The organism is Pengzhenrongella sicca, assembly GCF_017569225.1.
Classification (GTDB): Bacteria; Actinomycetota; Actinomycetes; order Actinomycetales; family Cellulomonadaceae; genus Pengzhenrongella; species Pengzhenrongella sicca.
This window is the reverse complement of sequence record NZ_CP071868.1, coordinates 2,541,505-2,564,336: the sequence shown is the minus strand read 5'-3', so window position 1 is coordinate 2,564,336 and position 22,832 is coordinate 2,541,505. Positions and strand designations below refer to the sequence as shown.

Sequence of the window (22,832 nt, the reverse complement as noted above, 5' to 3'; positions counted from 1 at the left end):
ATGCAGAGTCCTGTATGCCAAGATTTGGCGTCGTGCCTGATGAAGCGGCATGTTACCGAGCGGTAATTTGAGGCCGTGGCTACAAAACTGGCTACAAAAAGTCCCATGTCTGCCAAAAAAGCCACCCCGGATCTCTCCGAAATGGCTTCTGACCTGCTGTGATGCTGGTGGGCGATACTGGGATCGAACCAGTGACCTCTTCCGTGTCAGGGAAGCGCGCTACCGCTGCGCCAATCGCCCATGCGCTACTGCTCAAAGTTCACCGCGCCCACATGCTGCACGATCGCTTGCGAGGTGGAGACGGGATTCGAACCCGTGTGCACGGCTTTGCAGGCCGCTGCCTCGCCTCTCGGCCACTCCACCGTACGGCCCGCCTCTCTTGCGAGAGGCGGGAAACCGACCGAAAGTCGGGCCACCGAGCGGATGACGGGATTCGAACCCGCGACCCTCACCTTGGCAAGGTGATGCTCTACCACTGAGCCACATCCGCACGACTCTGCAGGAGAAGTTCGTTTCCGTTCTCCACCGCAGGGCGCGTCCCAGACTTTAGCCGACGTTTGCCGAGACTCCAACCCAGCGCCTCGGCGGGGCTCCGGCGGGGCGCTGGCGAGCCGCACCGGCAGGCGGCGGCGCTCGGTACCGTTGCCGCGTGCCGCGCCCCCCTGTCCCGTTCGACGACCGCGAATCCGCGGGCGAGGCGTGGTTCGACGGCGTGCAGGCGCGGCACGCGGTCCAGTGCGTGGACCTCGCGGCGGAGCCGGAGCGTGTTGCCGCGGGGGGATTTTGGGCCGTGGTGGGGGAGTTCGACGGCCCCGTGCGCGCGTGGCGCTTCGCGGAGGTCCGCCGGGGCGCCGACGCCGCACGTGTGCCCGTCGCGCGCGACGAGGGTCGGGAGCCGTGGCGCGGCCCGGCGTCGTCGGCGTGGTCGACGTCACTCGACCGCGCCGCCTACGTCGGCGCCGTGGCGACGGTCCGGGCGCAGATCCGGACCGGCCGGGTCTACCAGGCGAACATCTGCCGGGTGCTCGCGGCGCCGCTCGCGGGCGCCGGTCACCGCGAGCCGGACGCCCGCGCGCTCGCGCGGGTGCTCGAGGCCGGCAACCCCGCGCCGTTCGCCGGGGGAGTGCACGTGCCTGGCGGCGGACCGCTGCCGCCGGTGTGGGTGGTGACCGCGTCCCCGGAGCTGTTCCTGCGCCTCGAGGGCGACCTGCTCACGTCCGCGCCGATCAAGGGCACCGCGACGACCGTGGGCGGCCTGCAGGGCAAGGATCGCGCCGAGAACGTGATGATCACCGACCTGGTCCGCAACGACCTGCAGCGCGTCTGCCGGCCCGGCACCGTCGAGGTCACCGCGCTGCTCGCCGTGGAGCACCACCCGGGCCTCGTGCACCTCGTCTCGACCGTCCAGGGTCGGCTGGAGCCGGCCGTCCTCGCGGCGCCCGACCGCTGGGCGCAGGTGCTCGCCGCGACGTACCCGCCGGGCTCGGTGTCGGGGGCCCCGAAGAGCTCGGCGCTCGAGGTCATCGCCGGGCTCGAGCGGGCGCCCCGCGGCCCGTACTGCGGCGTCGTGGGGTGGATCGACGCCGACGCCGGTCGCGCCGAGCTCGCGGTCGGGATCCGCACCTTCTGGTGGACCGCCGACGGCGCGGCTCCCGTGCGCGCCGACGGCGCCGAGTCCGGGCGCGCCCACGGCGCGGTACCCGGCACCCTGCGCTTCGGCACCGGCGCGGGGATCACCTGGGGGAGCGACCCCGAGGCCGAGTGGGCGGAGACGGAGCTCAAGGCGCGCCGACTGGTGGGGTTGGCCTCGGGTTAGCTCCGGGCGTGGGCCACACTGGCGGCATGAGCGTCGTGATCTGGTCGGCAGGCAAGCTCCGGGGCGAGGGCGAGGCGGTCGCGACCGCCGTCGATCACGGGCTGACCGTGGGTGACGGGGTGTTCGAGACCTGCGGCATCGCGCAGGGCCAGGCGTTCGCGCTCACCCGCCACCTGCGCCGGCTCCACCGCTCCGCGACGGGCCTCGGCCTCGCGGCGCCCGACGAGGACGAGATCCGGGCCGGCGTCGCGGCCGTGCTCGCGGCGGGGGGCCTCGGCCTCGGCCGGATCCGCATCACGGTCACCGGCGGGCCGGGCCCGCTCGGGTCGAACCGGGCGGCGGCCGGCTCGGTGCCGCAGACCGTCCTCGTGCTGGGCGGCCCCGCGGCGCGCGCGAGCACCGTGCGCCTGGTGCGGGTGCCCTGGGTGCGCAACGAACGGTCCGCCGTCGCCGGGCTGAAGACGACGTCGTACGTCGAGAACGTCGTCGTCCTCGCGCGGGCCGTGGCCCAGGGCGCGGACGAGGCGCTGCTGGCCAACACCGTCGGCGAGCTGTGCGAGGGCACGGGCTCGAACGTGTTCGTCGAGCGCGGCGGCGAGCTCGTGACCCCGGCCCTCGGCTCCGGTTGCCTCGCCGGGATCACCCGCGAGTTGCTGCTCGAGTGGGCGGGGGCGGCGGGCCTCCCGGTGCGCGAGGCGACGCCGGGCGAGCTGCCATACGGGGTGCTCGACGAGGTCAGCGCGGGCACGGCTCGGGTGGCGATCACCTCGAGCGTGCGCAACGTCGTGCCCGCGGTGAGCCTCGACGGCGTCGCCGTCGTGCCGGGGGAGCTCTGCGTCGCTGCCCAGCGGCTGTTTGACGCGCGGGTTGGCGAGCAGATCGATCCGTAGCCGGACGCGACCAGCAGCCCGGCCAGGGGCTCAGGCGGTGAGCAGCGCCGCGATGAGCCGGCTGATCTCGGGGTCCATCCGGGTGCTCTCGGTGCCGAACGGCACGAGCTGGCGCGTCGTGGCGACGAAGCGCTCGACGGGCTCGGCGGGGGAGGCCAGCAGGGCGTTGCCCTCGACGCCGCTCAGCGAGACGAGCACGTAGGCGGGGTCGTCGTCGCGCCAGACGCGCACGTCGCCGGTGCCCGCGGGGGTGGTCTGGGTGGCGGCCAGACCCTGCGCGAGGAGGTCGCGGCCGATGAGCCAGGTGGACATCGAGTGCGGGCCGGTGAACACGGCGCGCACGGTGTAGGGATCGGCGGCACGGAACCCGAGCTCGGCGGTGACGCCGAGCACGGTCGCGTCAGACAGCACCAACTGCATCGTCACGACTTCGACGACGTCAAACGCGCGTGGTGCCATGTCATACCCGCTTCCTACAGTTTTCCAGAAAGATTAGGTGACCAAGGTCCCGGGAGGGTGGATCTTGCGGAGATTTCACCCGCATGCGTGAGCCGGCAAGCGACCGGTTCGGTTATTCGCAGTTCGTTCGCTAATATTCTCAAGTCGTCGCGCGGGAAGCGTGATCGATGCCCTCGGGCGATTGGCTCAGCGGTAGAGCGCCTCGTTCACACCGAGGAGGTCACTGGTTCGAATCCAGTATCGCCCACCATCTCGACCCCCGGTCAGCCCCCCGATCGGGGGGCTGATTGCGTCACAACGGATTTCGTTGCGGTATTTGCCCAGTTCAGGGTGCTTTTGGCGCGTTCTGGGGGCGCCCGGGCGCGCGGATCGTGCCACCCGATCGGCTCTCCTCGCGGGCTCGGTAGCATCGTCGTGCGCCCGGAGCGGGCGTGCAACGAACGCAAGGAGAGCCCCACCGTGTCTGCCCCGTCCGCAGAGCAGCTGTTCCTGACCGTCGACGGCGAAGGCGTCACGCTGGCCGCCGGCACGACGGGCACGGAGCTGTACGCCGGGCGGCGCGAGGTCGTCGTCGTCCGGGTCAACGGAGAGCTCGCCGATCTGCACCTGCCGATCCCGGCCGGCGCGACCGTCGAGGCCGTCACGATCGACTCCCCGGACGGGCTCGCCGTGCTGCGGCACTCGACCGCGCACGTGCTCGCGCAGGCGGTGCAGCAGATCAACCCCGCCGCGAAGCTCGGGATCGGGCCGCCGATCACGGACGGCTTCTACTACGACTTCGACGTCGAGACCCCGTTCACCCCCGAGGACCTCAAGGCGATCGAGAAGGCGATGCAGCGCATCGTCAAGGACGGCCAGGCGTTCCGCCGCTGGGACGTCACCGAGGAGCAGGCGCGCACCGAGCTCGCGGCCGAGCCGTACAAGCTCGAGCTCATCGGCCTCAAGGGCACCGGCGCGGGAACCGAGGCCGAGGCCGAGGCGGCGAGCGTCGAGGTCGGCCTCGGCGGGCTCAGCATCTACCAGAACCTCAAGCGCGACGGATCGGTCGTGTGGCAGGACCTGTGCCGCGGGCCGCACCTGCCCAGCACCAAGCTCATCGCCAACGGCTTCCAGCTCACGCGCAGCGCCGCGGCGTACTGGCGCGGCTCGGAGAAGAACCCGATGCTGCAGCGCGTGTACGGGACGGCGTGGCCGACCAAGGACGAGCTGCGTGCCCACCTGGACCGGATCGCCGAGGCGGAACGCCGCGACCACCGCAAGATCGGCGCGGAGCTCGACCTGTTCTCGTTCCCCGAAGAGCTCGGCTCGGGCCTGCCCGTCTTCCACCCCAAGGGCGGGATCATCCGCAAGGAGATGGAGGACTACTCGCGCCAGCGGCACATCGACGCCGGCTACTCCTTCGTCAACACCCCCCACATCACCAAGGCGAACCTGTACGAGATCTCCGGGCACCTCGACTGGTACCGCGACGGGATGTTCCCGCCCATGCACGTGGACGAGGAGCTCAACGACGACGGCACCGTGCGCAAGCCCGGGCAGGACTACTACCTCAAGCCGATGAACTGCCCGATGCACAACCTCATCTTCGCGGCGCGCGGGCGGTCCTACCGCGAGCTGCCGCTGCGGCTGTTCGAGTTCGGCACCGTGTACCGGTACGAGAAGTCCGGCGTCATCCACGGCCTGACCCGCGTGCGCGGGCTCACGCAGGACGACGCCCACATCTACTGCACGCGGGACCAGATGAAGGCCGAGCTCACCACGACGCTGCAGTTCGTGCTCGACCTGCTCAAGGACTACGGCCTCGAGGACTTCTACCTCGAGCTCTCGACCCGGGACCCCGCCAAGTCCGTCGGCACCGACGAGATCTGGGACGAGGCGACGCGCGTGCTCGAGGAGGTCGGCATCGCGTCGGGCCTCGACCTCGTGCCTGACCCGGAGGGCGCCGCGTTCTACGGCCCGAAGATCTCCGTGCAGGCGCGCGACGCCATCGGCCGGACCTGGCAGATGTCCACGATCCAGCTCGACTTCAACCTGCCCGAGCGCTTCGACCTCGAGTACACCGCGAGCGACGGGACGCGCCAGCGCCCCGTGATGATCCACCGGGCCCTGTTCGGCTCGGTCGAGCGCTTCTTCGCGGTCCTCACCGAGCACTACGCCGGGGCGTTCCCGGCCTGGCTGGCTCCCGTCCAGGTCATCGCGGTCCCCGTCGCCGAGCCGTTCAACGACTACCTCGCGGACGTCGTCGCGCAGCTCAAGGCTCAGGGGATCCGGGCCGAGCTCGACGCGAGCGAAGACCGCTTCGGCAAGAAGATCCGCACCGCGAGCACCCAGAAGGTGCCGTTCGTGCTGATCGCGGGCGGCGAGGACGTCGAGGCGGGTGCCGTGTCGTTCCGCTACCGCGACGGCCGGCAGGAGAACGGCGTGCCGATCGCGGACGCGATCGAGCGCATCGTGGCGGCCGTTCGCGACCGCGTGCAGGTGTGACCGGCGAGGCGAGCATGGCCGAGGCCCCGGACTCGCCGCTCGAGGACGCGGCGGGCCACCCGGGCGTCCCAGACGGGTTCGAGCGGCTCTGGACGCCGCACCGGATGGTCTACATCGGCGGCCAGAACAAACCGGCCGGCTCGGCGGCCGGCGCCGACGCGTGCCCGTTCTGCCGCGCGCCCACGCTCGACGACGCGAGCGCCCTGATCGTCGCGCGCGGGCCGAGCGCCTACGTCGTGCTCAACCTGTACCCGTACAACCCCGGGCACCTGCTCGTCGTGCCGTACCGGCACGTCGCCGACTACACCGACCTGACGGAGCAGGAGACGCTCGACGTCGCCGAGCTCACGCAGACGGCGATGCGGGTCGTGCGCGCCGTGTCGGGCCCGCAGGGGTTCAACCTCGGCATGAACCAGGGCTCGGCCGCGGGCGCCGGCATCGCCGCGCACCTGCACCAGCACGTCGTGCCGCGGTGGGGCGGCGACTCCAACTTCCTGCCGATCGTCGGCCGGACCAAGGCGCTGCCCGAGCTGCTCGGCGACACGCGTGAGCGGCTCGCCGCGGCGTGGCCCGCCGCCGGCTCCGCCCCCTCGAGAGGATGATCAAGCCGTGCTGAACCACCTTCGCGGCGCCATGACCACGGTCATGTCGCCGATCGCCGCGCGCCTCCTGCGCGCGGGCGTGACCCCCGACGCGGTCACGATCACCGGGACCGCCGCCGTCGTCCTCGCCGCGCTGACGCTCTTCCCCACGGGTCACCTGCTCGCGGGCACCCTGGTGATCGCGGTCTTCGTGCTCACCGACTCCCTCGACGGCACCATGGCCCGCCAGTCGGGCCGCTCGAGCAGCTGGGGCGCGTTCCTCGACTCGACCCTCGACCGGTTCGCCGACGCCGCGATCTTCGCCGGCCTCGTCCTGTACTTCTTCGGCCGCGGCGACGACGAGCTCGCGGGCGGCCTCGCGCTCGCCTGCCTCGTCCTCGGCTCGATCGTGCCGTACGCGCGGGCTCGCGCGGAGGGCCTCGGCATGACCGCCGCGATCGGCATCGCGGAGCGCGCCGACCGACTGTTCGCCGTGCTCCTCGGAACCCTGCTCGTCGGCTCCGGCCTGCCGCCGGTGGTGCTCACCGTCATCCTCGCGCTGCTCGCGGTCGCGAGCGCCGTGACGATCGTGCAGCGGATGACGACCGTCCGTCGGCAGGCGGGGACGCGCGCGTGAACGCGGGCCGCGCCTTCACGCTCGCGTGGCGCGTCGGCGGGCGGTTGCCCGAGCCGGTGCTGCGCGCGGCGGCCGCGCTCGGCGCCGACGTCGCGTGGTTGCGGCGCGGGGCCGGGGTCCGGCAGCTCGAGCGGAACCTCGCGCGTGTCCGCCCGGGTGCCAGCGCGCGCGAGCTGCGCCGGCTCTCGCGCGCCGGCATGCGGTCCTACCTGCGCTACTACCGCGAGACGTTCGCGCTGAGGTCGTACAGCCCGGCCCAGATCGCCGCGCGCGCCCGGATGGTCGGCGCGGAGCCCCTGCACGCCGAGATCGCGGCCGGCCGCACCGTGCTCATGGCACTCGGGCACACCGGCAACTGGGACCTCGCGGGCGCCTACGCGACGGTGCACCTGGGGCCCGTCACGACCGTCGCCGAGCGGCTCGAGCCCGAGGAGGTGTTCCAGGACTTCCTCGCGCTCCGGCAGAGCATGGGGATCACGATCATCGCCCTCGACGCCGGCGGCGGGCAGGTCTTCCGCTCCCTGCTCACAGTCGCCCGCGGCGGCCCCGCCCTGCTGCCCCTGCTCGCCGACCGGGACCTGACGACCCACGGCATCGAGGTCGACCTGTTCGGCTCGCGCGCCCGCGTGGCCGCAGGCCCCGCGGCCCTCGCGGTGGCGACCGGCGCGATGCTCGTGCCGACGATGGTCTACTACGAACGCCTGCGCGGGGCCCGGCGCCGCGCGGCCGGCTCACCCTGGGGCGTCGTGCTCGACTTCGGCGCGCCGCTGGCCGTGCCGACCGACGACCGGCCTCGGCACGAGAAGATCACGGCCGTGACCCAGGCCTGGGTCGACGCCGTCGCGGCCGGGATCGACGCCCACCCGCAGGACTGGCACATGCTGCAGAAGATCTTCATCGCCGACCTCGACCCCGAGCGCTACGCCGCGACCGTGGCCGCGCAGGGCCCGCAGCGATGACCGCGCCGATCGGCGTGCGCCCCCTGCGCGTCGGCATCGTGTGCCCGTACTCCTTCGACGTGCCCGGTGGGGTTCAGTTCCACGTCCGCGACCTCGCCGAGGCGCTCATCGCGCGCGGGCACACCGTCTCGGTGCTCGCTCCGGCCGAGGACGACACGCCGGTCCCGGAGTACCTCACCCCGGCCGGCCGCTCGATCGCGGTGCGGTACAACGGCGCGGTCGCGCGGATGACCTTCGGACCGCTCACCGCCGCGCGCGTGCGGCGCTGGCTCATCGCGGGCGACTTCGACGTGCTGCACCTGCACGAGCCGATCACGCCGAGCCTCGGGATGCTCGCGCTGTGGATCGCCGACGGGCCGATCGTCGCGACCTTCCACACCGCGCTCATCAGGTCACGCCCGCTGCAGATGACCTACCCGCTCGTGCGCCAGAGCATGGACAAGATCTCGGCGCGCATCGCGGTGTCCGAGGACGCGCGGCGCACGCTCGTCGAGCACATGGGGGGCGACGCCGTCGTCATTCCCAACGGGGTGTACGTCGACCAGTTCGCGGACGCGCCGACCGACCCGCGCTGGACGGGCACCCCCGCGGCCCCCACCGTCGCGTTCCTCGGCCGGCTCGACGAGCCGCGCAAGGGCCTCCATGTGCTCCTGGCGGCGGTGCCCGACGTGCTCAAGGCTCGCCCGGGCGCGCGGTTCCTCGTCGCGGGGCAGGGCGAGACCGGCCCGGACGAGGTCCGCGAGCTCATCGGCGACGCCGCGAGCGCGGTCGAGTTCCTCGGCTCCATCACCGACGCCGAGAAGGCGAGCCTGCTGCGGTCCGTCGACGTCTACTGCGCTCCGCAGATCGGCGGGGAGAGCTTCGGCATTGTGCTCGTCGAGGCGATGAGCGCGGGCGCGGCGGTCGTCGCGAGCGACCTGGGCGCCTTCCGCCGGGTGCTCGACGACGGCGCGGCTGGCACGCTGTTCCGCCTCGGCGACTCGGCCGACCTGGCCGCGACCCTGACCCGCGTGCTCTCGGACCCCGAGCTGCGCGCGGTGACCGTCAAGCGGGGACGCGAGACGGTGCGCCAGTACGACTGGTCGGCCGTGACCAGCGAGATCCTCGCCGTGTACGAGATGGTCGCTGGGGCCGACACCGGCGAGGTCGGCGAACGCCGGCGCGTCGGCGAGGACCCGTCGTCGCGCCGCGGCGCGCTCGGCCGGCTCGTCCGCGGCGACCGGGGCGGCGACTCGTGAGGATCGAGATCTGGATCCTCGCCCTGGCGGCGGCGCTGCTCGTGCTGACCTGGGCCGTGTGGGTCGAGGCTTCTCGGCTCGATCGGCTGCACCGCAAGGTCGCGGCGTCGGCGGCCGTGCTCGATCGCCAGCTCTTGCGGCGGGCCACGATCGCGGTCGAGCTGGCCTCGGCCGGCGTGATGGACCCCGTGAGCTCGGTGCTGGTCGGCGAGGCGGCGTTCGCGGCGCTCGAGGTGAGCAGCCGCGGCGCGAGCGCCGGATCCGAGCGTGCGGACGGCGACCTGGACACGCTGCTGCGCGCGGCGGGCGCCGCGATGGCGGACTCCGGCCTGACCTCCGCGCCCACCGCAACGATCGATCGCGAGCGGCTCGAGAGCGAGCTCAGCAACACCGTGCGCGCCGCGCTGGAGGATGCCGACGAGGTCGCTGTCTTGCGCGAGGAGCCCGGCGGCGCCGAGCTGGTCGACGCGCTCGCCGCGGCCTGGTACCGCGTCCAGCTGGCCCGGCGGTTCCACAACGAGGGCGTCGCCCAGACCCAGCGGGTTCGGCGCAAGCTCGTGATCCGGACCCTGCGGCTGGCGGGCCGCGCGCCCGTGCCGCAGACCGTCGAGTTCGACGACGCGTGGCCGGAGGCGCTCGGGCGTCCCGGAGCCAGCGGCCAGGCACCTGCGGTCTAAGATGGGTGGGCGGCGCGTCATCGCGAGCGAGACGTCCGCGTTGCCTTCCGATCCCTTCTGCCGATCCCTTCTGTGAGGCTTGCAGTGACCAGCGAGAACAGCCAGAACCACCCGACCGTAGCCGCGGGAGCCGGCGCGCAGCGCTCGGGCGCCGTCGGAACGGCGCAGGTCAAGCGCGGCATGGCCGAGATGCTCAAGGGCGGCGTGATCATGGACGTCGTCACGCCGGCGCAGGCCCGCATCGCCGAGGACGCCGGCGCGGTCGCCGTCATGGCGCTCGAGCGCGTGCCCGCCGACATCCGCGCGCAGGGCGGCGTGGCGCGCATGAGCGACCCCGACCTCATCGACGGCATCATCGCGATGGTGTCCATCCCCGTCATGGCGAAGGCGCGGATCGGGCACTTCGTCGAGGCGCAGGTGCTGCAGGAGCTCGGCGTCGACTACATCGACGAGTCCGAGGTGCTGACCCCGGCCGACTACGCGCACCACATCGACAAGTGGAAGTTCACCGTCCCGTTCGTGTGCGGTGCGACCAACCTCGGCGAGGCGCTGCGCCGCATCACCGAGGGCGCGGCGATGATCCGCTCCAAGGGCGAGGCCGGCACGGGCGACGTCTCCAACGCCACGACCCACATGCGCACGCTCCGCGACCAGATCCGCCGCCTGCAGTCCCTGCCCGAGGACGAGCTCTACCTCGCGGCCAAGGAGCTCGGCGCGCCGTACGAGCTCGTCAAGGAGGTCGCCGTCGCCGGCAAGCTGCCGGTCGTGCTGTTCACCGCCGGCGGGATCGCGACGCCGTCGGACGCCGCCATGATGATGCAGCTCGGCGCCGAGGGCGTGTTCGTAGGCTCGGGCATCTTCAAGTCGGGCAACCCCGAGCAGCGCGCGGCCGCCATCGTCAAGGCGACGACCTTCTACGACGACCCGAGCGTGCTCGCGAAGGTCTCGCGGGGCCTGGGCGAGGCGATGGTCGGCATCAACGTCGACGACATCCCCGAGCCGCACCGGCTCGCCGAGCGCGGTTGGTGACGACCGCTCCGCGGCCGGCGGTGCACGGGCCGATCCACCAGCTCGGGCCCGAATGGGTCGCGGGCGCCGACGGCGTGCGCTTCCGGCACGCCGCGCGCGTCATCCTGCTCGACGCCAACGACCGGGTCCTGCTGCTGCACGGCTGCGACGTCGACCAGCGCGAGCGGTCCTGGTGGTTCACCGTGGGCGGCGGCATCGAGCCGGGGGAGTCCCCGCGCGCGGCCGCCGTGCGCGAGCTGTTCGAGGAGACCGGCGTCTCGATCGATTCGGCGGACCTCGTCGGGCCCGTCTTCGCGCGCAGCGCGCTGTTCGACTTCTTCCGGGAGACCTGCCGCCAGGAGGAGGTGTTCTTCCTCGGCCGGTACCAGGGGAGCGCCGGCGCCGACGCGTTCAGCCGGGCCGGCTGGACGCAGATCGAGGTCGACACGATCGACGAGCTGCGGTGGTGGGACCTGGACGACCTCGCCGCGGCGCAGGAGGAGGTCTTTCCCGATCGCCTCGCCGAGCTGGTGCACGGGCTGCTCGCCGGCTGGGACGGCGTGACTCGCCGCCTGGAGGGCTGAACCGTCGCTTCGGGGCCCGGCGCCGTAGGATCCAGGCTCGTGAACCCCACGATCGGCATCCTCGCCCTGCAGGGCGACGTGCGTGAGCACGCGCTCGCGCTCGAGGCGTCCGGCGCGTTCGCCGTCCCGGTCCGGCGCGAGCGCGAGCTCGACTCGATCGACGGCCTGGTGATCCCCGGCGGGGAGTCCACCACGATCGACAAGCTGCTGCGGGCCTTCGACCTGTTCGAGCCGCTGCGGGCGAAGATCCGCGCGGGGCTGCCGGTGTACGGCTCGTGCGCCGGGATGATCCTGCTCGCCGACCGCGTGCTGGGCGGCATCGACGGGCAGCGGACCCTCGGCGGCATGGACATCACCGTGCGGCGCAACGCGTTCGGCCGGCAGGTGGACTCGTTCGAGACCGACCTCACGATCGAGGGCGTGCTGGGCGCGCCCGTGCACGCCGTGTTCATCCGCGCGCCGTGGGTCGAGGAGGTCGGCCCGCGCGCCGAGGTGCTCTCCGCGGTCTCGGGCGGTCCCGCCGCCGGTAGGATCGTCGCGGTGCGGCAAGGCAGTCTGCTCGCGACCTCCTTCCACCCGGAGGTCACCGGCGACACCCGCGTGCACCGATTGTTTGTAGACATCGTCCGCGACGCGCTCTCGGAGCACGCGCCCAGCCTGTGAGGGTCGGGCGGACCAGAGCGGGTCCGGGCGGCGACGAAGGGTAGCGAAGCGATGTCGGGTCACTCCAAGTGGGCCACCACCAAGCACCAGAAGGCCGTCGTCGACGGCAAGCGGAGCAAGCTCTTTGCGAAGCTGGTCAAGAACATCGAGGTCGCCGTGCGTTCGGGCGGCCCCGATCTGGCCGGCAATCCGACCCTGGTCGACGCGGTGCAGAAGGCCAAGAAGCAGTCGGTCCCGAACGAGAACATCGACCGCGCCCTCAAGCGCGGCTCGGGCGCCGAGACCGGCGCGGACTACCAGCCGATCCTGTACGAGGGCTACGGCCCCGGCGGGATCGCGGTGCTGGTCGAGTGCCTGACGGACAACCGCAACCGGGCGGCGTCGGACGTTCGGGTCGCGTTCTCCCGCAACGGCGGCTCGCTTGCCGACCCGGGCTCGGTCGCGTACCTGTTCGCCCGCAAGGGCATCGTCCTGGTGCCGAAGGAGGCGAACGTCACCGAGGACTCGGTGCTCGACGCCGTGCTCGACGCGGGCGCCGAGGAGGTCAACGACCTCGGTGACCAGTTCGAGGTCGTGTCGGCGCCGACCGACCTCGTGCCCGTGCGCACCGCGCTCCAGGCCGCGCACATCGACTACGACTCGGCCGACAGCCAGTTCGTGCCCGCGATGGAGGTCGAGGTCGACGCGTTCGGCGCGCGGCGCATCCTGCGGCTCATGGACATGCTCGAGGACAGCGACGACGTGCAGAACGTCTACGCGAACTTCCACGCGTCCGACGAGGTCATGGCGGAGCTCGAGGCCGAGGACGAGTAGCCGCACCCCGGCGCCCGGTCGGGCGCCGGGTTGCCGGACCTGGTCCGGCGCGCGCTGCGGGGCGCGGGCCCGCGGGCCTGCGACGATGGCGCGGTGCGCGTCCTTGGAGTTGATCCCGGCCTGACCCGGTGCGGGCTCGGCGTCGTCGACTCGCTGCCCGGCCGGCGCGTGCAGCTCGTCGCCGTCGGCGTCGCGCGGTCCTCGATCGACGACGACGTCGACCGGCGGCTGCTCGCGATCGCCGAGCGGATCGACGAGTGGCTCGACGAGCAGATGCCCGACGTCGTCGCGGTCGAGCGCGTCTTCGCCCAGCACAACCTCAGCACCGTCATGGGCACCGCCCAGGTGGCCGGCCTCGCGATGCTCGCGGCCGCGCGTCGGCGGATCCCGGTCGCGCTGCACACCCCGAGCGAGGTCAAGGCCGCGGTCACGGGCTCCGGCCGGGCCGACAAGGCGCAGGTCCAGACCATGGTCGCGCGCATCCTCGGGCTCGCGGAGGTGCCGCGGCCGGCCGACGCGGCGGACGCGCTCGCGCTGGCGATCTGCCACCTCTGGCGCCCCGCCGGCGCGCTCGCCGCGCCGCAGCGGGAGCTGCAGGCGATGACGGTCGCGCAGCGCGCCTGGGCGGCCGCCGAGCACGCCGCGCGCCGGCCCACCCGCGGCTGACTCACCTGCGACCGGGCGCGGCGCCTGCGCGGCGAGCCGACAGTCCGCACCCGCTGTCCGCACCCGTCGTCCGCGCGCGTGGCGTGGCGTGGCGGCGGCGGGTGGCGCGGGTTGTTATCGTGGGTGCCGTTCGTACATGTGTTCGTTCAGACGCTTGGGAGGGCAACGACGTGATCGCCTCGGTGCGTGGGACGGTGCAGGCGATCAGGCTCGACGCCGCGATCATCGAGGTCGGCGGGATCGGCATGCTCGTGCAAGCCACGCCGGCCACGCTCGCCGGCCTCCGGGTGGGGGAGACCGCGCTGCTCGCGACGTCGCTCCTGGTGCGCGAGGACTCCCTGACGCTCTTCGGCTTCGCCGACCCGGACGAGCGCGCGGTGTTCGAGACGGTCCAGACGGTCTCCGGAGTGGGGCCCCGGCTCGCGCTCGCGATGCTCGCGGTGCACTCGCCGGACGGGCTGCGGCGCGCCGTCGCCGAGGAGGACCTGGTCGCGCTCAAGCGCGTGCCCGGGATCGGTCACAAGGGCGCGCAGCGCATCGTTCTCGAGCTGGCCGGTCGCCTCGGCGCGCCGGCCACGCTCGCGGCCGACGGCGTCACGGCGCACCGGCCGGTCAGCACCGACCGCGCGGGCGAGGTCGTCGACGCGCTCGTCGGGCTCGGGTGGAACGCGAAGGCGGCGGACGACGCGGTCGCCGGCGTGCTCGCCGACCGCCCGGACCTCGCCGACCCGGTCTCCGACCTCGAGGTCTCGACCGTCCTGCGCGCCGCGCTGCGTTCGCTCGGGACGGGGCGGCGGTGATGATGGACGACGACATGGCCGAAGGCCTCGGGCCGAGCGGCGACGTCACCACCGAGCGCCTCGTGCGGCCCGGGTCCGACGACGTCGAGCGGGCCGCCGAGGCCGCCCTCCGGCCGCGCCGCTTCGACGAGTTCGTGGGCCAGGTTGTCGTGCGCGACCAGCTGTCGCTCGTGCTGCAGGCGGCGCTCGGACGGGGCAAGGCCCCGGACCACGTCCTCCTGTCGGGGCCGCCCGGGCTCGGCAAGACGACGCTCGCGATGATCATCGCGGCGGAGCTCGGCACGCCGATGCGGGTGACCTCCGGCCCCGCGATCCAGCACGCCGGAGACCTCGCGGCCGTGCTGTCCTCGCTCGAGGAGGGCGAGGTCCTGTTCCTCGACGAGATCCACCGGCTCGCGCGGCCCGCGGCCGAGCTGCTGTACGTCGCGATGGAGGACTTCCGCGTCGACGTCGTCGTCGGCAAGGGCGCGGGCGCGAGCGCGATCCCGCTGGCGCTGCCGCCCTTCACCGTGGTCGGCGCGACGACGCGCGCGGGGCTGCTGCCCGCGCCGCTGCGCGACCGGTTCGGCTTCACCGGCCACCTCGACTTCTACTCGGTCGCCGAGCTCGAGAGGGTGCTCGTGCGCTCGGCCGGCTTGCTGCACGTCGAGCTGTTCCCGGACGCCGGCTACGAGATCGCGTCCCGCTCGCGCGGCACCCCGCGCATCGCGAACCGGCTGCTGCGGCGCGTGCGGGACTGGGCGCAGGTGCGCGGCGACGGCCGGCTCGACCTCGTCGCGGCGAATGCGGCGCTGACGGTGTACGAGGTCGACGCGCTGGGGCTCGACCGGCTCGACCGGTCCGTGCTCACCGCGCTGTGCGTCCGGTTCGCCGGGGGACCGGTCGGGCTGACCACTCTCGCCGTCGCGGTCGGCGAGGAGCCGGAGACCGTCGAGACCGTCGCCGAGCCGTTCCTCGTCCGCGAGGGCCTGGTCGGGCGCACCCCGAGGGGCCGCGTCGCGATGCCCGCCGCGTGGGAGCACCTGGGGCTGACTCCGCCGGTCACCGGGCCGACGCTGTTCGGCTGATCTGGAGCGAATCCGCAGGTGGAACCTCTCCCAGCCGGGGCACGTTGGGAAACGTGAGCCCTGGCGCCTAGACTGCGGCGGACATCACCACTGACCCGAGAGACGCATCCCCCCATGGAAATGATCATCATCATCGCGCTTGCTTTTGGAGCGATGTGGCTCATGACGAACCGGACGCGCAAGCAGCAGCGGGCGGCGGGTGACTTCCGCGCCAATCTCGACATCGGCAACGAGGTCATGACCGGCTCGGGCCTGTACGGCACGATCGTCGCCATCGACGGCGACACGATCACGCTGGAGTCGACGCCCGGCAACGAGAGCCGCTGGATCCGCGCGGCGATCTCGAAGCTTGTCGAGCCGCCCGTCGAGGACGAGGCCGACGACGACGTCGAGGGTGACGACGAGCTCGACGACGACGAGTACGAGACGGACGAGTACGAGGCGGACGAGGACGAGGTCGACGAGTTCGACGCCGAGGACATCGACGCCGAGGAGCTCGACGCGGCCGAGGCCGACGAGGATGTCATCGAGGCCGACGCCATCGAGGCCGACGCCACCGTCGCCGACGACGATGTCATCGAGGTTCCGGACGACCTGTCCTCCCTGCCCCCCACGAGCACGGACGACGACACCGACAAGAAGTGAGGTGACCTCGGCCGTCGACCCGACGGCCGAGGGTGCGACCCACACGACCCCACCCCCCGCGCCGGCGGCGGGGTGCGCGCAGGAAAAGAGAAACTCCGTTGGCTGCCACACCAGCACGTCGTTCCAGGCCCACCCGGACGCTGGTGACTCTCGGCGTACTCGTCGTCGCCCTGTTCGGCTCCCTGCTCGCAGGGGTCCAGTGGTCTGACGCCTCCCTCAGCCCCAAGCTCGCGCTCGACCTCGAGGGTGGCACGCAGCTCGTCATGACGCCGGTCCCCACGGGTGACCAGGAGATCACGAGCGACACGATCGACGAGGCGATCAACATCATCCGCCAGCGGGTCGACTCCTCCGGGGTCTCCGAGGCCGAGATCACCAGCGAGGGCGGCAGCAACATCGTCGTCGCGCTGCCCGGCACGCCCGATCAGGCGACCCTCGACCTCGTGCGGACGTCGGCGCAGATGCGGTTCAGGCCGGTCCTGACGATCCTGGACCCCGCGGTCAACACCGAGGCGGCCACGCCGATCACCCCGAAGGCGGCGCCGGACTCGCCGAGCGACGCGGACTACTACATCACCGATGCGGTGCTCGCCGAGGCGAACGCGCTCGACTGCACCGACAACGCGAACCTCGCGGGCGGCGACAGCGGCGAGGACGACGCGGCGCTCGTCACCTGCGACGCCGACGGGACCGCGAAGTACATCCTCGGACCGGTCGAGATCCAGGGCGACGAGATCGCCAGCGCGTCCTCCGGCCTGCGCACCACCTCGACCGGGGCGACCACCAACGAGTGGGTCGTCAACATCGAGTTCACCTCGGCCGGTCGGCCGATCTTCCGCGACGTGACCACGCGCCTGCAGGGGCTCACCTCGCCGCAGAACCAGTTCGCCATGGTGCTCGACGGCCTCGTGATCTCGGCGCCGTCGCTCGACACGGGCGTGATCATCACCGACGGCAAGGCCGAGATCTCCGGCACCTTCACCCGCGAGACCGCGGCGTCGCTCGCCAACCAGCTGAACTTCGGCGCGCTGCCGTTCACGTTCCAGGTGCAGAGCGAGGAACAGATCTCCGCGACGCTCGGGTCCGAGCAGCTCGAGAAGGGGCTGCTCGCGGGGCTGATCGGGCTGCTGCTCGTGGTCGTGTACTCGTTGTTCCAGTACCGCGCGCTCGGCTTCGTGACGGTGTTCTCGCTCGTCCTGGCGGCGCTGCTCACCTACGGCGTGATCACCGTGCTCTCGTGGACGCAGGGCTACCGCCTGAGCCTGCCCGGGGTCGCGGCGCTGATCGTCGCGATCGGCATCACCGCCGACTCGTTCATCGTCTATTTCGAGCGGGTCCGGGACGAGCTCCGCGACGGGCGCACGCTCCGCGGCGCGGTCGACAAGGGCTGGGAACGGGCCCGGCGCACGATCCTCGCCTCCGACGCGGTGAACTTCCTCGCCGCCGTCGTCCTGTACTTCCTCGCGGTGGGCGGGGTGCGCGGGTTCGCGTTCACGCTCGGCCTCACCACGATCATCGACCTCATCGTCGTCTTCTTGTTCACGCACCCGGTCCTGACGCTCCTGGCCCGGACGAAGTTCTTCGCGGAGGGCCACCGGTTCTCCGGGCTCGACCCGCGCCAGCTCGGCGCGCCCGGCGTCCGGTACGCCGGTCGCGGCCGGGTCGTCGCGCGCGCCGACGCGGGTTCTCCCGTCGCGTCCGGGTCGGACGCCCCCGCGCCCGCCGGGGTGCAGGACGACGCCGTCGTCGCTGCGGCCGTCCCGGTCGGCGCGCGTGCGGCGACCGGCTTCGGCGCCGATGCCCCCCGCCAGACGATCGCGGAGCGGCGGGCCGCCCAGCGTGCCGCCGACCGCGCGGTCGAGGCAGACGGCGGCTCCGTCGACTCGGACGAGGCCCACACGCACCCGGGGGACCCGGGCGACGCGCAGCCGGACGACGCTGACGGCCCCGCCGCGGGCGCTGCGCACACCGAGAGGAACGACTCCTGATGGCCGTCGGATTCGCCCAGTGGGGCAACGCCCTGCACACGGGCCGCACGTCCTATGACATCGTCGGCCGTCGGCGCCTGTGGTTCGTCATCGGCGGCACGCTCGTCTTCCTCTCCCTCGTCCTGCTGCTCCTGCCGGGCCGCGGCCTCAACCCGGGCATCGAGTTCCGGGGCGGCTCGCAGTTCACGATCACCGGCTCGTCCGAGTCGTCCCAGCAGCCCGCCATCGACGCCGTCGCGTCGATCTCGTCCGAGGAGGCCGCGCGCGTCTCGACCGTCGGCACCTCCGGCGTGCGCGTGCAGACCGCGACCCTCACGGCCGACGAGGTCACGGAGGTCCGCGCGGCCCTCGCGACCGCGTACGACGTCCCGGTCGAGGACGTCACGAGCTCGTTCGTCGGCCCCTCGTGGGGCAAGGACGTCTCGACCAAGGCCATCACCGGGCTGGTCGTGTTCCTCGTGCTGGTCACGTTCGTCATGACCGGGTACTTCCGGGCCTGGCGGATGGCTGTGGCGGCGCTCGTCGCGCTCGGGCACGACCTCGTCATCACCGTCGGGTTCTACGCCCTGATCGGGTGGGAGGTCACGCCGGCGACGACGATCGGCTTCCTGACGATCCTCGGGTACTCGATCTACGACACGGTCGTCGTGTTCGACAAGGTGCGCGAGAACACCGCGGGGGTGCTCGACCAGAGCCGGTCGACGTACGCCGAGCTCGCGAACCTTGCCGTCAACCAGACGCTGGTCCGATCGATCAACACCTCGGTCGTCGCGCTGCTGCCGGTCTCCGCGATCCTGTTCGTCGGGGTGTTCATCCTCGGTCCGGGCACGCTCCGGGACATCTCGCTCGCCTTGTTCGTGGGCATGCTCATCGGGACGTTCTCGTCGATCTTCATCGCGACCCCGCTCGAGGTCTCGCTCCGCGAACGCGAGCCGAAGATTGCCGCCCACACGGCGCGCGTCCTCGAGCTGCGCGCGCGGGCCGCCGAGACGGCTGCCGCGGGCGGTGACGGCGCGACCCTGGCCGCCGCGACCGTGGGCTTCGGCGGGCATCTTCTGCCCGGCCAGCACCTCGGGACGGCCGCACAGCCCAAGCGACGCAAGACCGGCCGGAAGTAGCGCCGTGACCGATCTCGCCCGGCGCTGCGCCGAGCTGATCCGCGACGTGCCCGACTACCCTGCGGCCGGGGTGATGTTCAAGGACATCACGCCGCTGCTCGCCGACGGCCCGACGTTCGGCGCCGTCGTCGAGCACTTCGCCGACGTCGCGCGCCGCGCGGGCGGCGTCGACCTGGTGGCGGGCATGGAGGCGCGCGGGTTCATCATGGGCGCGCCTGTCGCGTCCGCGCTCGGCATCGGATTCGTGCCCGTGCGCAAGGCCGGCAAGCTCCCGGGGCCGATCATGGGCGCCTCGTACGACCTCGAGTACGGTTCGGCCACCGTCGAGGTGCACCCGGCGACGATCGAACCGGGCGCACGGGTGCTCGTCGTCGACGACGTGCTCGCCACGGGCGGCACAGCGGCGGCGACGTCGTCGCTGATCGAGCGCGCGGGCGGCGTCGTCGTCGGCCTCGCCTTCCTGCTCGAGCTGACCTTCCTGCCGGGCCGGTCGATGCTCGGCACGCGCTCGCTCGACGTGATCCTCTCGGTCGACTGAGCGGCGTCACCTGCGCCGATGCTGCCCCGGCGCGAGCGCGGTTGGAATGCGGCCCTAGACTGAACTGTTCCACCTGGGGTCGTGCGACGGCCCGCAGGTTGACGGCGCTTGGGACGGGGGAGGGCAGATGAGCGAGGACACGCGCACCGACAGCGACGACGCGGCGCTCGCCGCCGAGGTCTCCACCGAGACGACGCCCGCGGGCAACCGCGTGCTCTCGCGCCTGGTCCGGTTCGGGAACCGCGGCTCCGCCGGGAGCCCCACGCTCGAGCCGTTGCTCCAGGCGATCCGCGCGAACTTCCCGAAGTCCGACCTGGCGGCGATCGAGCAGGCGTACGCCGTCGCCGAGCGCGCCCACCGCGGGCAGCTGCGCAAGAGCGGCGACCCGTACATCACGCACCCGGTCGCGGTCGCGACCATCCTGGCCGAGCTCGGGATGACGACCCCGACCCTCGTGGCGGCGCTGCTGCACGACACGGTCGAGGACACGGACTACTCGCTCGACGAGCTGCGCCGGGACTTCGGCCCCGAGGTCGCGATGCTCGTCGACGGCGTCACCAAGCTGGACAAGGTCACCTACGGGGACGCGGCGCAGGCCGAGACCGTGCGCAAGATGGTCGTGGCGATGTCGCGCGACATCCGCGTCCTGGTGATCAAGCTCGCCGACCGCCTGCACAACGCGCGCACCTGGAAGTTCGTCGCGGCTGAGTCCGCCGAGCGCAAGGCCCGCGAGACCCTCGAGATCTATGCTCCGCTGGCCCACCGGCTCGGCATGAACACGATCAAGTGGGAGCTCGAGGACCTCTCCTTCGTCACCCTGTACCCGAAGGTCTACGACGAGATCGTGCACCTGGTGTCCGAGCGGGCGCCGGCGCGCGAGGAGTACCTCGCGGTCGTGCGCGAGCAGGTCGGCGCCGACCTGCGCACCGCGAAGATCAAGGCGGTCGTGTCCGGGCGCCCCAAGCACTACTACTCGATCTACCAGAAGATGATCGTGCGCGGGCGCGACTTCGCCGACATCTACGACCTCGTCGGGGTGCGCGTCCTCGTCGACTCGGTGCGGGACTGCTACGGCGCTCTCGGCGCGCTGCACGCGCGGTGGAACCCGGTCCCGGGCCGGTTCAAGGACTACATCGCGATGCCGAAGTTCAACCTCTACCAGTCGCTGCACACGACCGTGATCGGCCCCGGCGGCAAGCCCGTCGAGATCCAGATCCGCACGCACGACATGCACCGGCGCGCGGAGTACGGCGTCGCGGCGCACTGGAAGTACAAGGAGTCGACCAAGGACGGCGCGACCACCGACGCCGCGGGCAACGACATGGCCTGGCTCCGCCAGCTCGTCGACTGGCAGAAGGAGACGGCGGACCCGTCGGAGTTCCTGGACTCGCTGCGGTTCGAGATCGCCGGCGCCGAGTGCTACGTCTTCACGCCCAAGGGCGACGTCATGGCGCTGCCGGCCGGCTCGACCCCGGTCGACTTCGCCTACGCCGTGCACACCGAGGTCGGCCACCGCACCATGGGGGCCCGCGTGAACGGGCGCCTCGTGCCGCTCGACTCGACGCTCGAGAACGGCGACGTCATCGAGGTCCTCACCTCGAAGTCCGAGTCCGCGAGCCCGAGCCGCGACTGGCTCGTGTTCGTCAAGAGCCCCCGGGCCCGCAACAAGATCCGCCAGTGGTTCTCGAAGTCGCGCCGCGAGGAGGCGATCGAGAAGGGCAAGGAGGCGATCGCCAAGGCGATGCGCAAGCAGAACCTCCCGATCCAGCGGCTCCTGTCGCACGAGGCCCTCATCGCGCTCGCCAACGAGATGCGCCACTCGGACGTGTCGGGGCTGTACGCCGCGATCGGCGAGGGGCAGGTGTCCGCCGCGACGGTGGTCCAGCGGCTCGTGCAGTCGATGGGCGGCGAGCCGGGCGCCGAGGAGGATCTCGCCGAGACGGCCCAGCCGGGTCGCAACTCGCGTCGGGTCCGCACGGGCGACCCCGGCGTCGTCGTCAAGGGCGTCGACGACGTGTGGGTCAAGCTCGCGCGCTGCTGCACGCCCGTGCCGGGCGACAAGATCATGGGCTTCGTGACGCGCGGCGCCGGCGTAAGCGTGCACCGCACCGACTGCGTGAACGTCGAGGGCCTGCTCGCGCAGCCCGAGCGGATCGTCGACGTCGAGTGGACCCAGGGCGGCAGCTCGATGTTCCTGGTCCAGATCCAGGTGGAGGCCCTCGACCGCAGCCGCCTGCTGTCGGACGTGACCCGGGTGCTGTCGGACTCGCACGTCAACATCCTGTCCGCGAGCGTGTCGACGTCGCGCGAACGGGTCGCCCTGTCGAAGTTCGTGTTCGAGATGGCCGAGCCCGGGCACCTCGCCTCCGTGCTCGCGGCGGTGCGCAAGGTCGAGGGTGTGTTCGACGTCTACCGCCTCACGGGGTCGCGGGCCGACGCGGAGCACGCCGCGAACCAGGTGACGCTGGGCTGAGCCGCGCCGCGGCGGTCCGGGCGCGTGTCGGCTCGGCCGGGCGCGGGTGGGGTCCCGGCTCGAGGTCCTCGTGCAGCTGGCGCAGCGTGGTCCTGGCCGCACGCCGGCCGCGATGGCCGGCGAGCGCGTCCAGCAGCCCGAGCGCGTGGCCGGGCCGCAGCCCGGCGTCGCGCGCCAGTCGCTCGAGGAGGGGCACGGCGGCGGGGGCGGGCAGCCACCGGGCGATGTCGACGGCCGTCCGCTCGACGGTGGTGACCCGGACCGGCCCCACGCCGACGACGTCGTCGGCCGGCAGGACACACTCGTGCGGGCAGCGCTGGGGGTGGGGATCGGGCCGCCGCCCGCTCGGGCGCACCAGCACGTCGATGCGGTCCGGCGCGGGGCCGCCGGCGTGCACCCACGCGGCGGCGGCCCGACCGACGACGGCGCGCGGCGGCACGAGCGGGCGGGTGGCGGCCCCGCGGACCGCCGGCGTCTCCGCGCGGTCCGCGGGGATCGCCACCTCGCCCCAGACGCGGCGCGTCACGCCGTCGCGCAGCAGCGCCTGCCAGGCGATCGGGCCGAGGTCGGGGACGGCGAGGACCTCGGGGATCGTCGCCGGCGAACCGTCGAGCCACCCCAGTGCCGACGCGGCCGGCGCGGTCATGGCGCCTGCATCGTCATCACGCCTGCATCCTCATCGCGCCCGCATCCTCATCGCGCCAGCATCGCGCGCCCGCAACGAGCGT

22 protein-coding genes and 4 tRNA genes are annotated in these 22,832 nt (G+C 72.6%); 21 read left to right on the top strand and 5 right to left on the bottom strand.

Annotated features, from left to right (window positions below; genetic code table 11):
- Window positions 1-165 precede the first annotated feature (165 nt).
- From J4E96_RS11715 to J4E96_RS11705, 3 genes are all read right to left on the bottom strand, one after another.
- Window positions 166-240, bottom strand: a tRNA-Val gene (locus J4E96_RS11715).
- A gap of 52 nt (window positions 241-292) precedes the next feature.
- Window positions 293-363, bottom strand: a tRNA-Cys gene (locus tag J4E96_RS11710).
- Window positions 364-418: 55 nt separating this feature from the next.
- A tRNA-Gly gene (locus tag J4E96_RS11705) sits at window positions 419-490 on the bottom strand.
- 159 nt (window positions 491-649) lie between these two features.
- On the opposite strand from J4E96_RS11705, the gene J4E96_RS11700 reads away from it, so the two are divergent.
- Complete coding sequence (locus J4E96_RS11700; RefSeq protein WP_406619794.1) at window positions 650-1,816, top strand: chorismate-binding protein; 1,167 nt, start codon at window positions 650-652, stop codon at window positions 1,814-1,816.
- Between the two features lie 26 nt (window positions 1,817-1,842).
- Window positions 1,843-2,706: an aminotransferase class IV gene (locus J4E96_RS11695; RefSeq protein WP_227422283.1), complete on the top strand. Its 864-nt coding sequence runs from the start codon at window positions 1,843-1,845 to the stop codon at window positions 2,704-2,706.
- 30 nt (window positions 2,707-2,736) lie between these two features.
- On the opposite strand, the gene J4E96_RS11690 is transcribed toward J4E96_RS11695, so the two are convergent.
- Window positions 2,737-3,165, bottom strand: coding sequence for an SsgA family sporulation/cell division regulator (locus J4E96_RS11690; protein WP_227422282.1), 429 nt, complete (start codon window positions 3,163-3,165; stop codon window positions 2,737-2,739).
- Between the two features lie 175 nt (window positions 3,166-3,340).
- Here J4E96_RS11690 and J4E96_RS11685 point away from each other — a divergent pair.
- From J4E96_RS11685 to J4E96_RS11595, 19 genes are all read left to right on the top strand, one after another.
- Window positions 3,341-3,415: transfer RNA gene (locus tag J4E96_RS11685), tRNA-Val, on the top strand.
- A 209-nt stretch (window positions 3,416-3,624) separates the two neighbouring features.
- Entirely contained in the window at window positions 3,625-5,649 is a 2,025-nt protein-coding gene (gene thrS / locus J4E96_RS11680; RefSeq protein ID WP_227422281.1) for a threonine--tRNA ligase, read from the top strand.
- 14 nt (window positions 5,650-5,663) lie between these two features.
- On the top strand, window positions 5,664-6,251 hold the full coding sequence (locus J4E96_RS11675) for an HIT family protein (protein WP_227422280.1): 588 nt from the start codon (window positions 5,664-5,666) through the stop codon (window positions 6,249-6,251).
- A gap of 7 nt (window positions 6,252-6,258) precedes the next feature.
- Window positions 6,259-6,867, top strand: a complete 609-nt coding sequence (gene pgsA / locus J4E96_RS11670) for a phosphatidylinositol phosphate synthase (RefSeq protein ID WP_227422279.1) — start codon at window positions 6,259-6,261, stop codon at window positions 6,865-6,867.
- Window positions 6,864-7,826 (top strand): phosphatidylinositol mannoside acyltransferase, encoded by a 963-nt coding sequence (locus J4E96_RS11665; RefSeq protein ID WP_227422278.1) that lies wholly within the window; start codon window positions 6,864-6,866, stop codon window positions 7,824-7,826. Before pgsA ends, J4E96_RS11665 begins: the two co-directional genes overlap by 4 nt.
- Entirely contained in the window at window positions 7,823-9,064 is a 1,242-nt protein-coding gene (locus J4E96_RS11660; RefSeq protein WP_406619790.1) for a glycosyltransferase family 4 protein, read from the top strand. The genes J4E96_RS11665 and J4E96_RS11660 overlap by 4 nt, the downstream gene beginning before the upstream one ends.
- On the top strand, window positions 9,061-9,741 hold the full coding sequence (locus J4E96_RS11655; protein ID WP_227422277.1) for a hypothetical protein: 681 nt from the start codon (window positions 9,061-9,063) through the stop codon (window positions 9,739-9,741). Before J4E96_RS11660 ends, J4E96_RS11655 begins: the two co-directional genes overlap by 4 nt.
- Window positions 9,742-9,825: 84 nt before the next feature.
- The gene (pdxS, locus tag J4E96_RS11650) at window positions 9,826-10,770 is read left to right on the top strand and encodes a pyridoxal 5'-phosphate synthase lyase subunit PdxS (RefSeq protein ID WP_227422276.1); all 945 of its coding nucleotides are present in this window, start codon (window positions 9,826-9,828) and stop codon (window positions 10,768-10,770) included.
- On the top strand, window positions 10,767-11,333 hold the full coding sequence (locus tag J4E96_RS11645; RefSeq protein ID WP_227422275.1) for an NUDIX hydrolase: 567 nt from the start codon (window positions 10,767-10,769) through the stop codon (window positions 11,331-11,333). Before pdxS ends, J4E96_RS11645 begins: the two co-directional genes overlap by 4 nt.
- A 39-nt stretch (window positions 11,334-11,372) precedes the next feature.
- The gene (gene pdxT, locus J4E96_RS11640) at window positions 11,373-11,996 is read left to right on the top strand and encodes a pyridoxal 5'-phosphate synthase glutaminase subunit PdxT (RefSeq protein WP_227422274.1); all 624 of its coding nucleotides are present in this window, start codon (window positions 11,373-11,375) and stop codon (window positions 11,994-11,996) included.
- 51 nt (window positions 11,997-12,047) lie between these two features.
- Window positions 12,048-12,809 (top strand): YebC/PmpR family DNA-binding transcriptional regulator, encoded by a 762-nt coding sequence (locus tag J4E96_RS11635; RefSeq protein ID WP_227422273.1) that lies wholly within the window; start codon window positions 12,048-12,050, stop codon window positions 12,807-12,809.
- 93 nt (window positions 12,810-12,902) lie between these two features.
- Window positions 12,903-13,475: a crossover junction endodeoxyribonuclease RuvC gene (gene ruvC, locus J4E96_RS11630; protein ID WP_227422272.1), complete on the top strand. Its 573-nt coding sequence runs from the start codon at window positions 12,903-12,905 to the stop codon at window positions 13,473-13,475.
- Window positions 13,476-13,645: 170 nt separating this feature from the next.
- Window positions 13,646-14,275, top strand: coding sequence for a Holliday junction branch migration protein RuvA (gene ruvA / locus J4E96_RS11625; RefSeq protein ID WP_227422271.1), 630 nt, complete (start codon window positions 13,646-13,648; stop codon window positions 14,273-14,275).
- A 14-nt stretch (window positions 14,276-14,289) separates the two neighbouring features.
- The gene (ruvB, locus tag J4E96_RS11620; protein ID WP_227422270.1) at window positions 14,290-15,342 is read left to right on the top strand and encodes a Holliday junction branch migration DNA helicase RuvB; all 1,053 of its coding nucleotides are present in this window, start codon (window positions 14,290-14,292) and stop codon (window positions 15,340-15,342) included.
- Window positions 15,343-15,456: 114 nt separating this feature from the next.
- Window positions 15,457-15,987 (top strand): preprotein translocase subunit YajC, encoded by a 531-nt coding sequence (gene yajC, locus J4E96_RS11615; RefSeq protein ID WP_227422269.1) that lies wholly within the window; start codon window positions 15,457-15,459, stop codon window positions 15,985-15,987.
- Between the two features lie 143 nt (window positions 15,988-16,130).
- Complete coding sequence (secD, locus tag J4E96_RS11610) at window positions 16,131-17,975, top strand: protein translocase subunit SecD (RefSeq protein ID WP_227422268.1); 1,845 nt, start codon at window positions 16,131-16,133, stop codon at window positions 17,973-17,975.
- Window positions 17,975-19,093, top strand: a complete 1,119-nt coding sequence (gene secF, locus J4E96_RS11605) for a protein translocase subunit SecF (RefSeq protein WP_227422267.1) — start codon at window positions 17,975-17,977, stop codon at window positions 19,091-19,093. Before secD ends, secF begins: the two co-directional genes overlap by 1 nt.
- Window positions 19,094-19,097: 4 nt before the next feature.
- On the top strand, window positions 19,098-19,631 hold the full coding sequence (locus J4E96_RS11600; RefSeq protein WP_227422266.1) for an adenine phosphoribosyltransferase: 534 nt from the start codon (window positions 19,098-19,100) through the stop codon (window positions 19,629-19,631).
- A gap of 127 nt (window positions 19,632-19,758) precedes the next feature.
- On the top strand, window positions 19,759-22,104 hold the full coding sequence (locus J4E96_RS11595) for a RelA/SpoT family protein (protein ID WP_227422265.1): 2,346 nt from the start codon (window positions 19,759-19,761) through the stop codon (window positions 22,102-22,104).
- Here J4E96_RS11595 and J4E96_RS11590 read toward each other — a convergent pair.
- Window positions 22,049-22,750 carry a hypothetical protein gene (locus J4E96_RS11590; RefSeq protein ID WP_227422264.1) on the bottom strand — a complete coding sequence of 234 codons (702 nt, stop codon included), beginning with the start codon at window positions 22,748-22,750 and terminating at the stop codon, window positions 22,049-22,051. The genes J4E96_RS11595 and J4E96_RS11590 overlap by 56 nt on opposite strands.
- Window positions 22,751-22,832 lie beyond the last annotated feature (82 nt).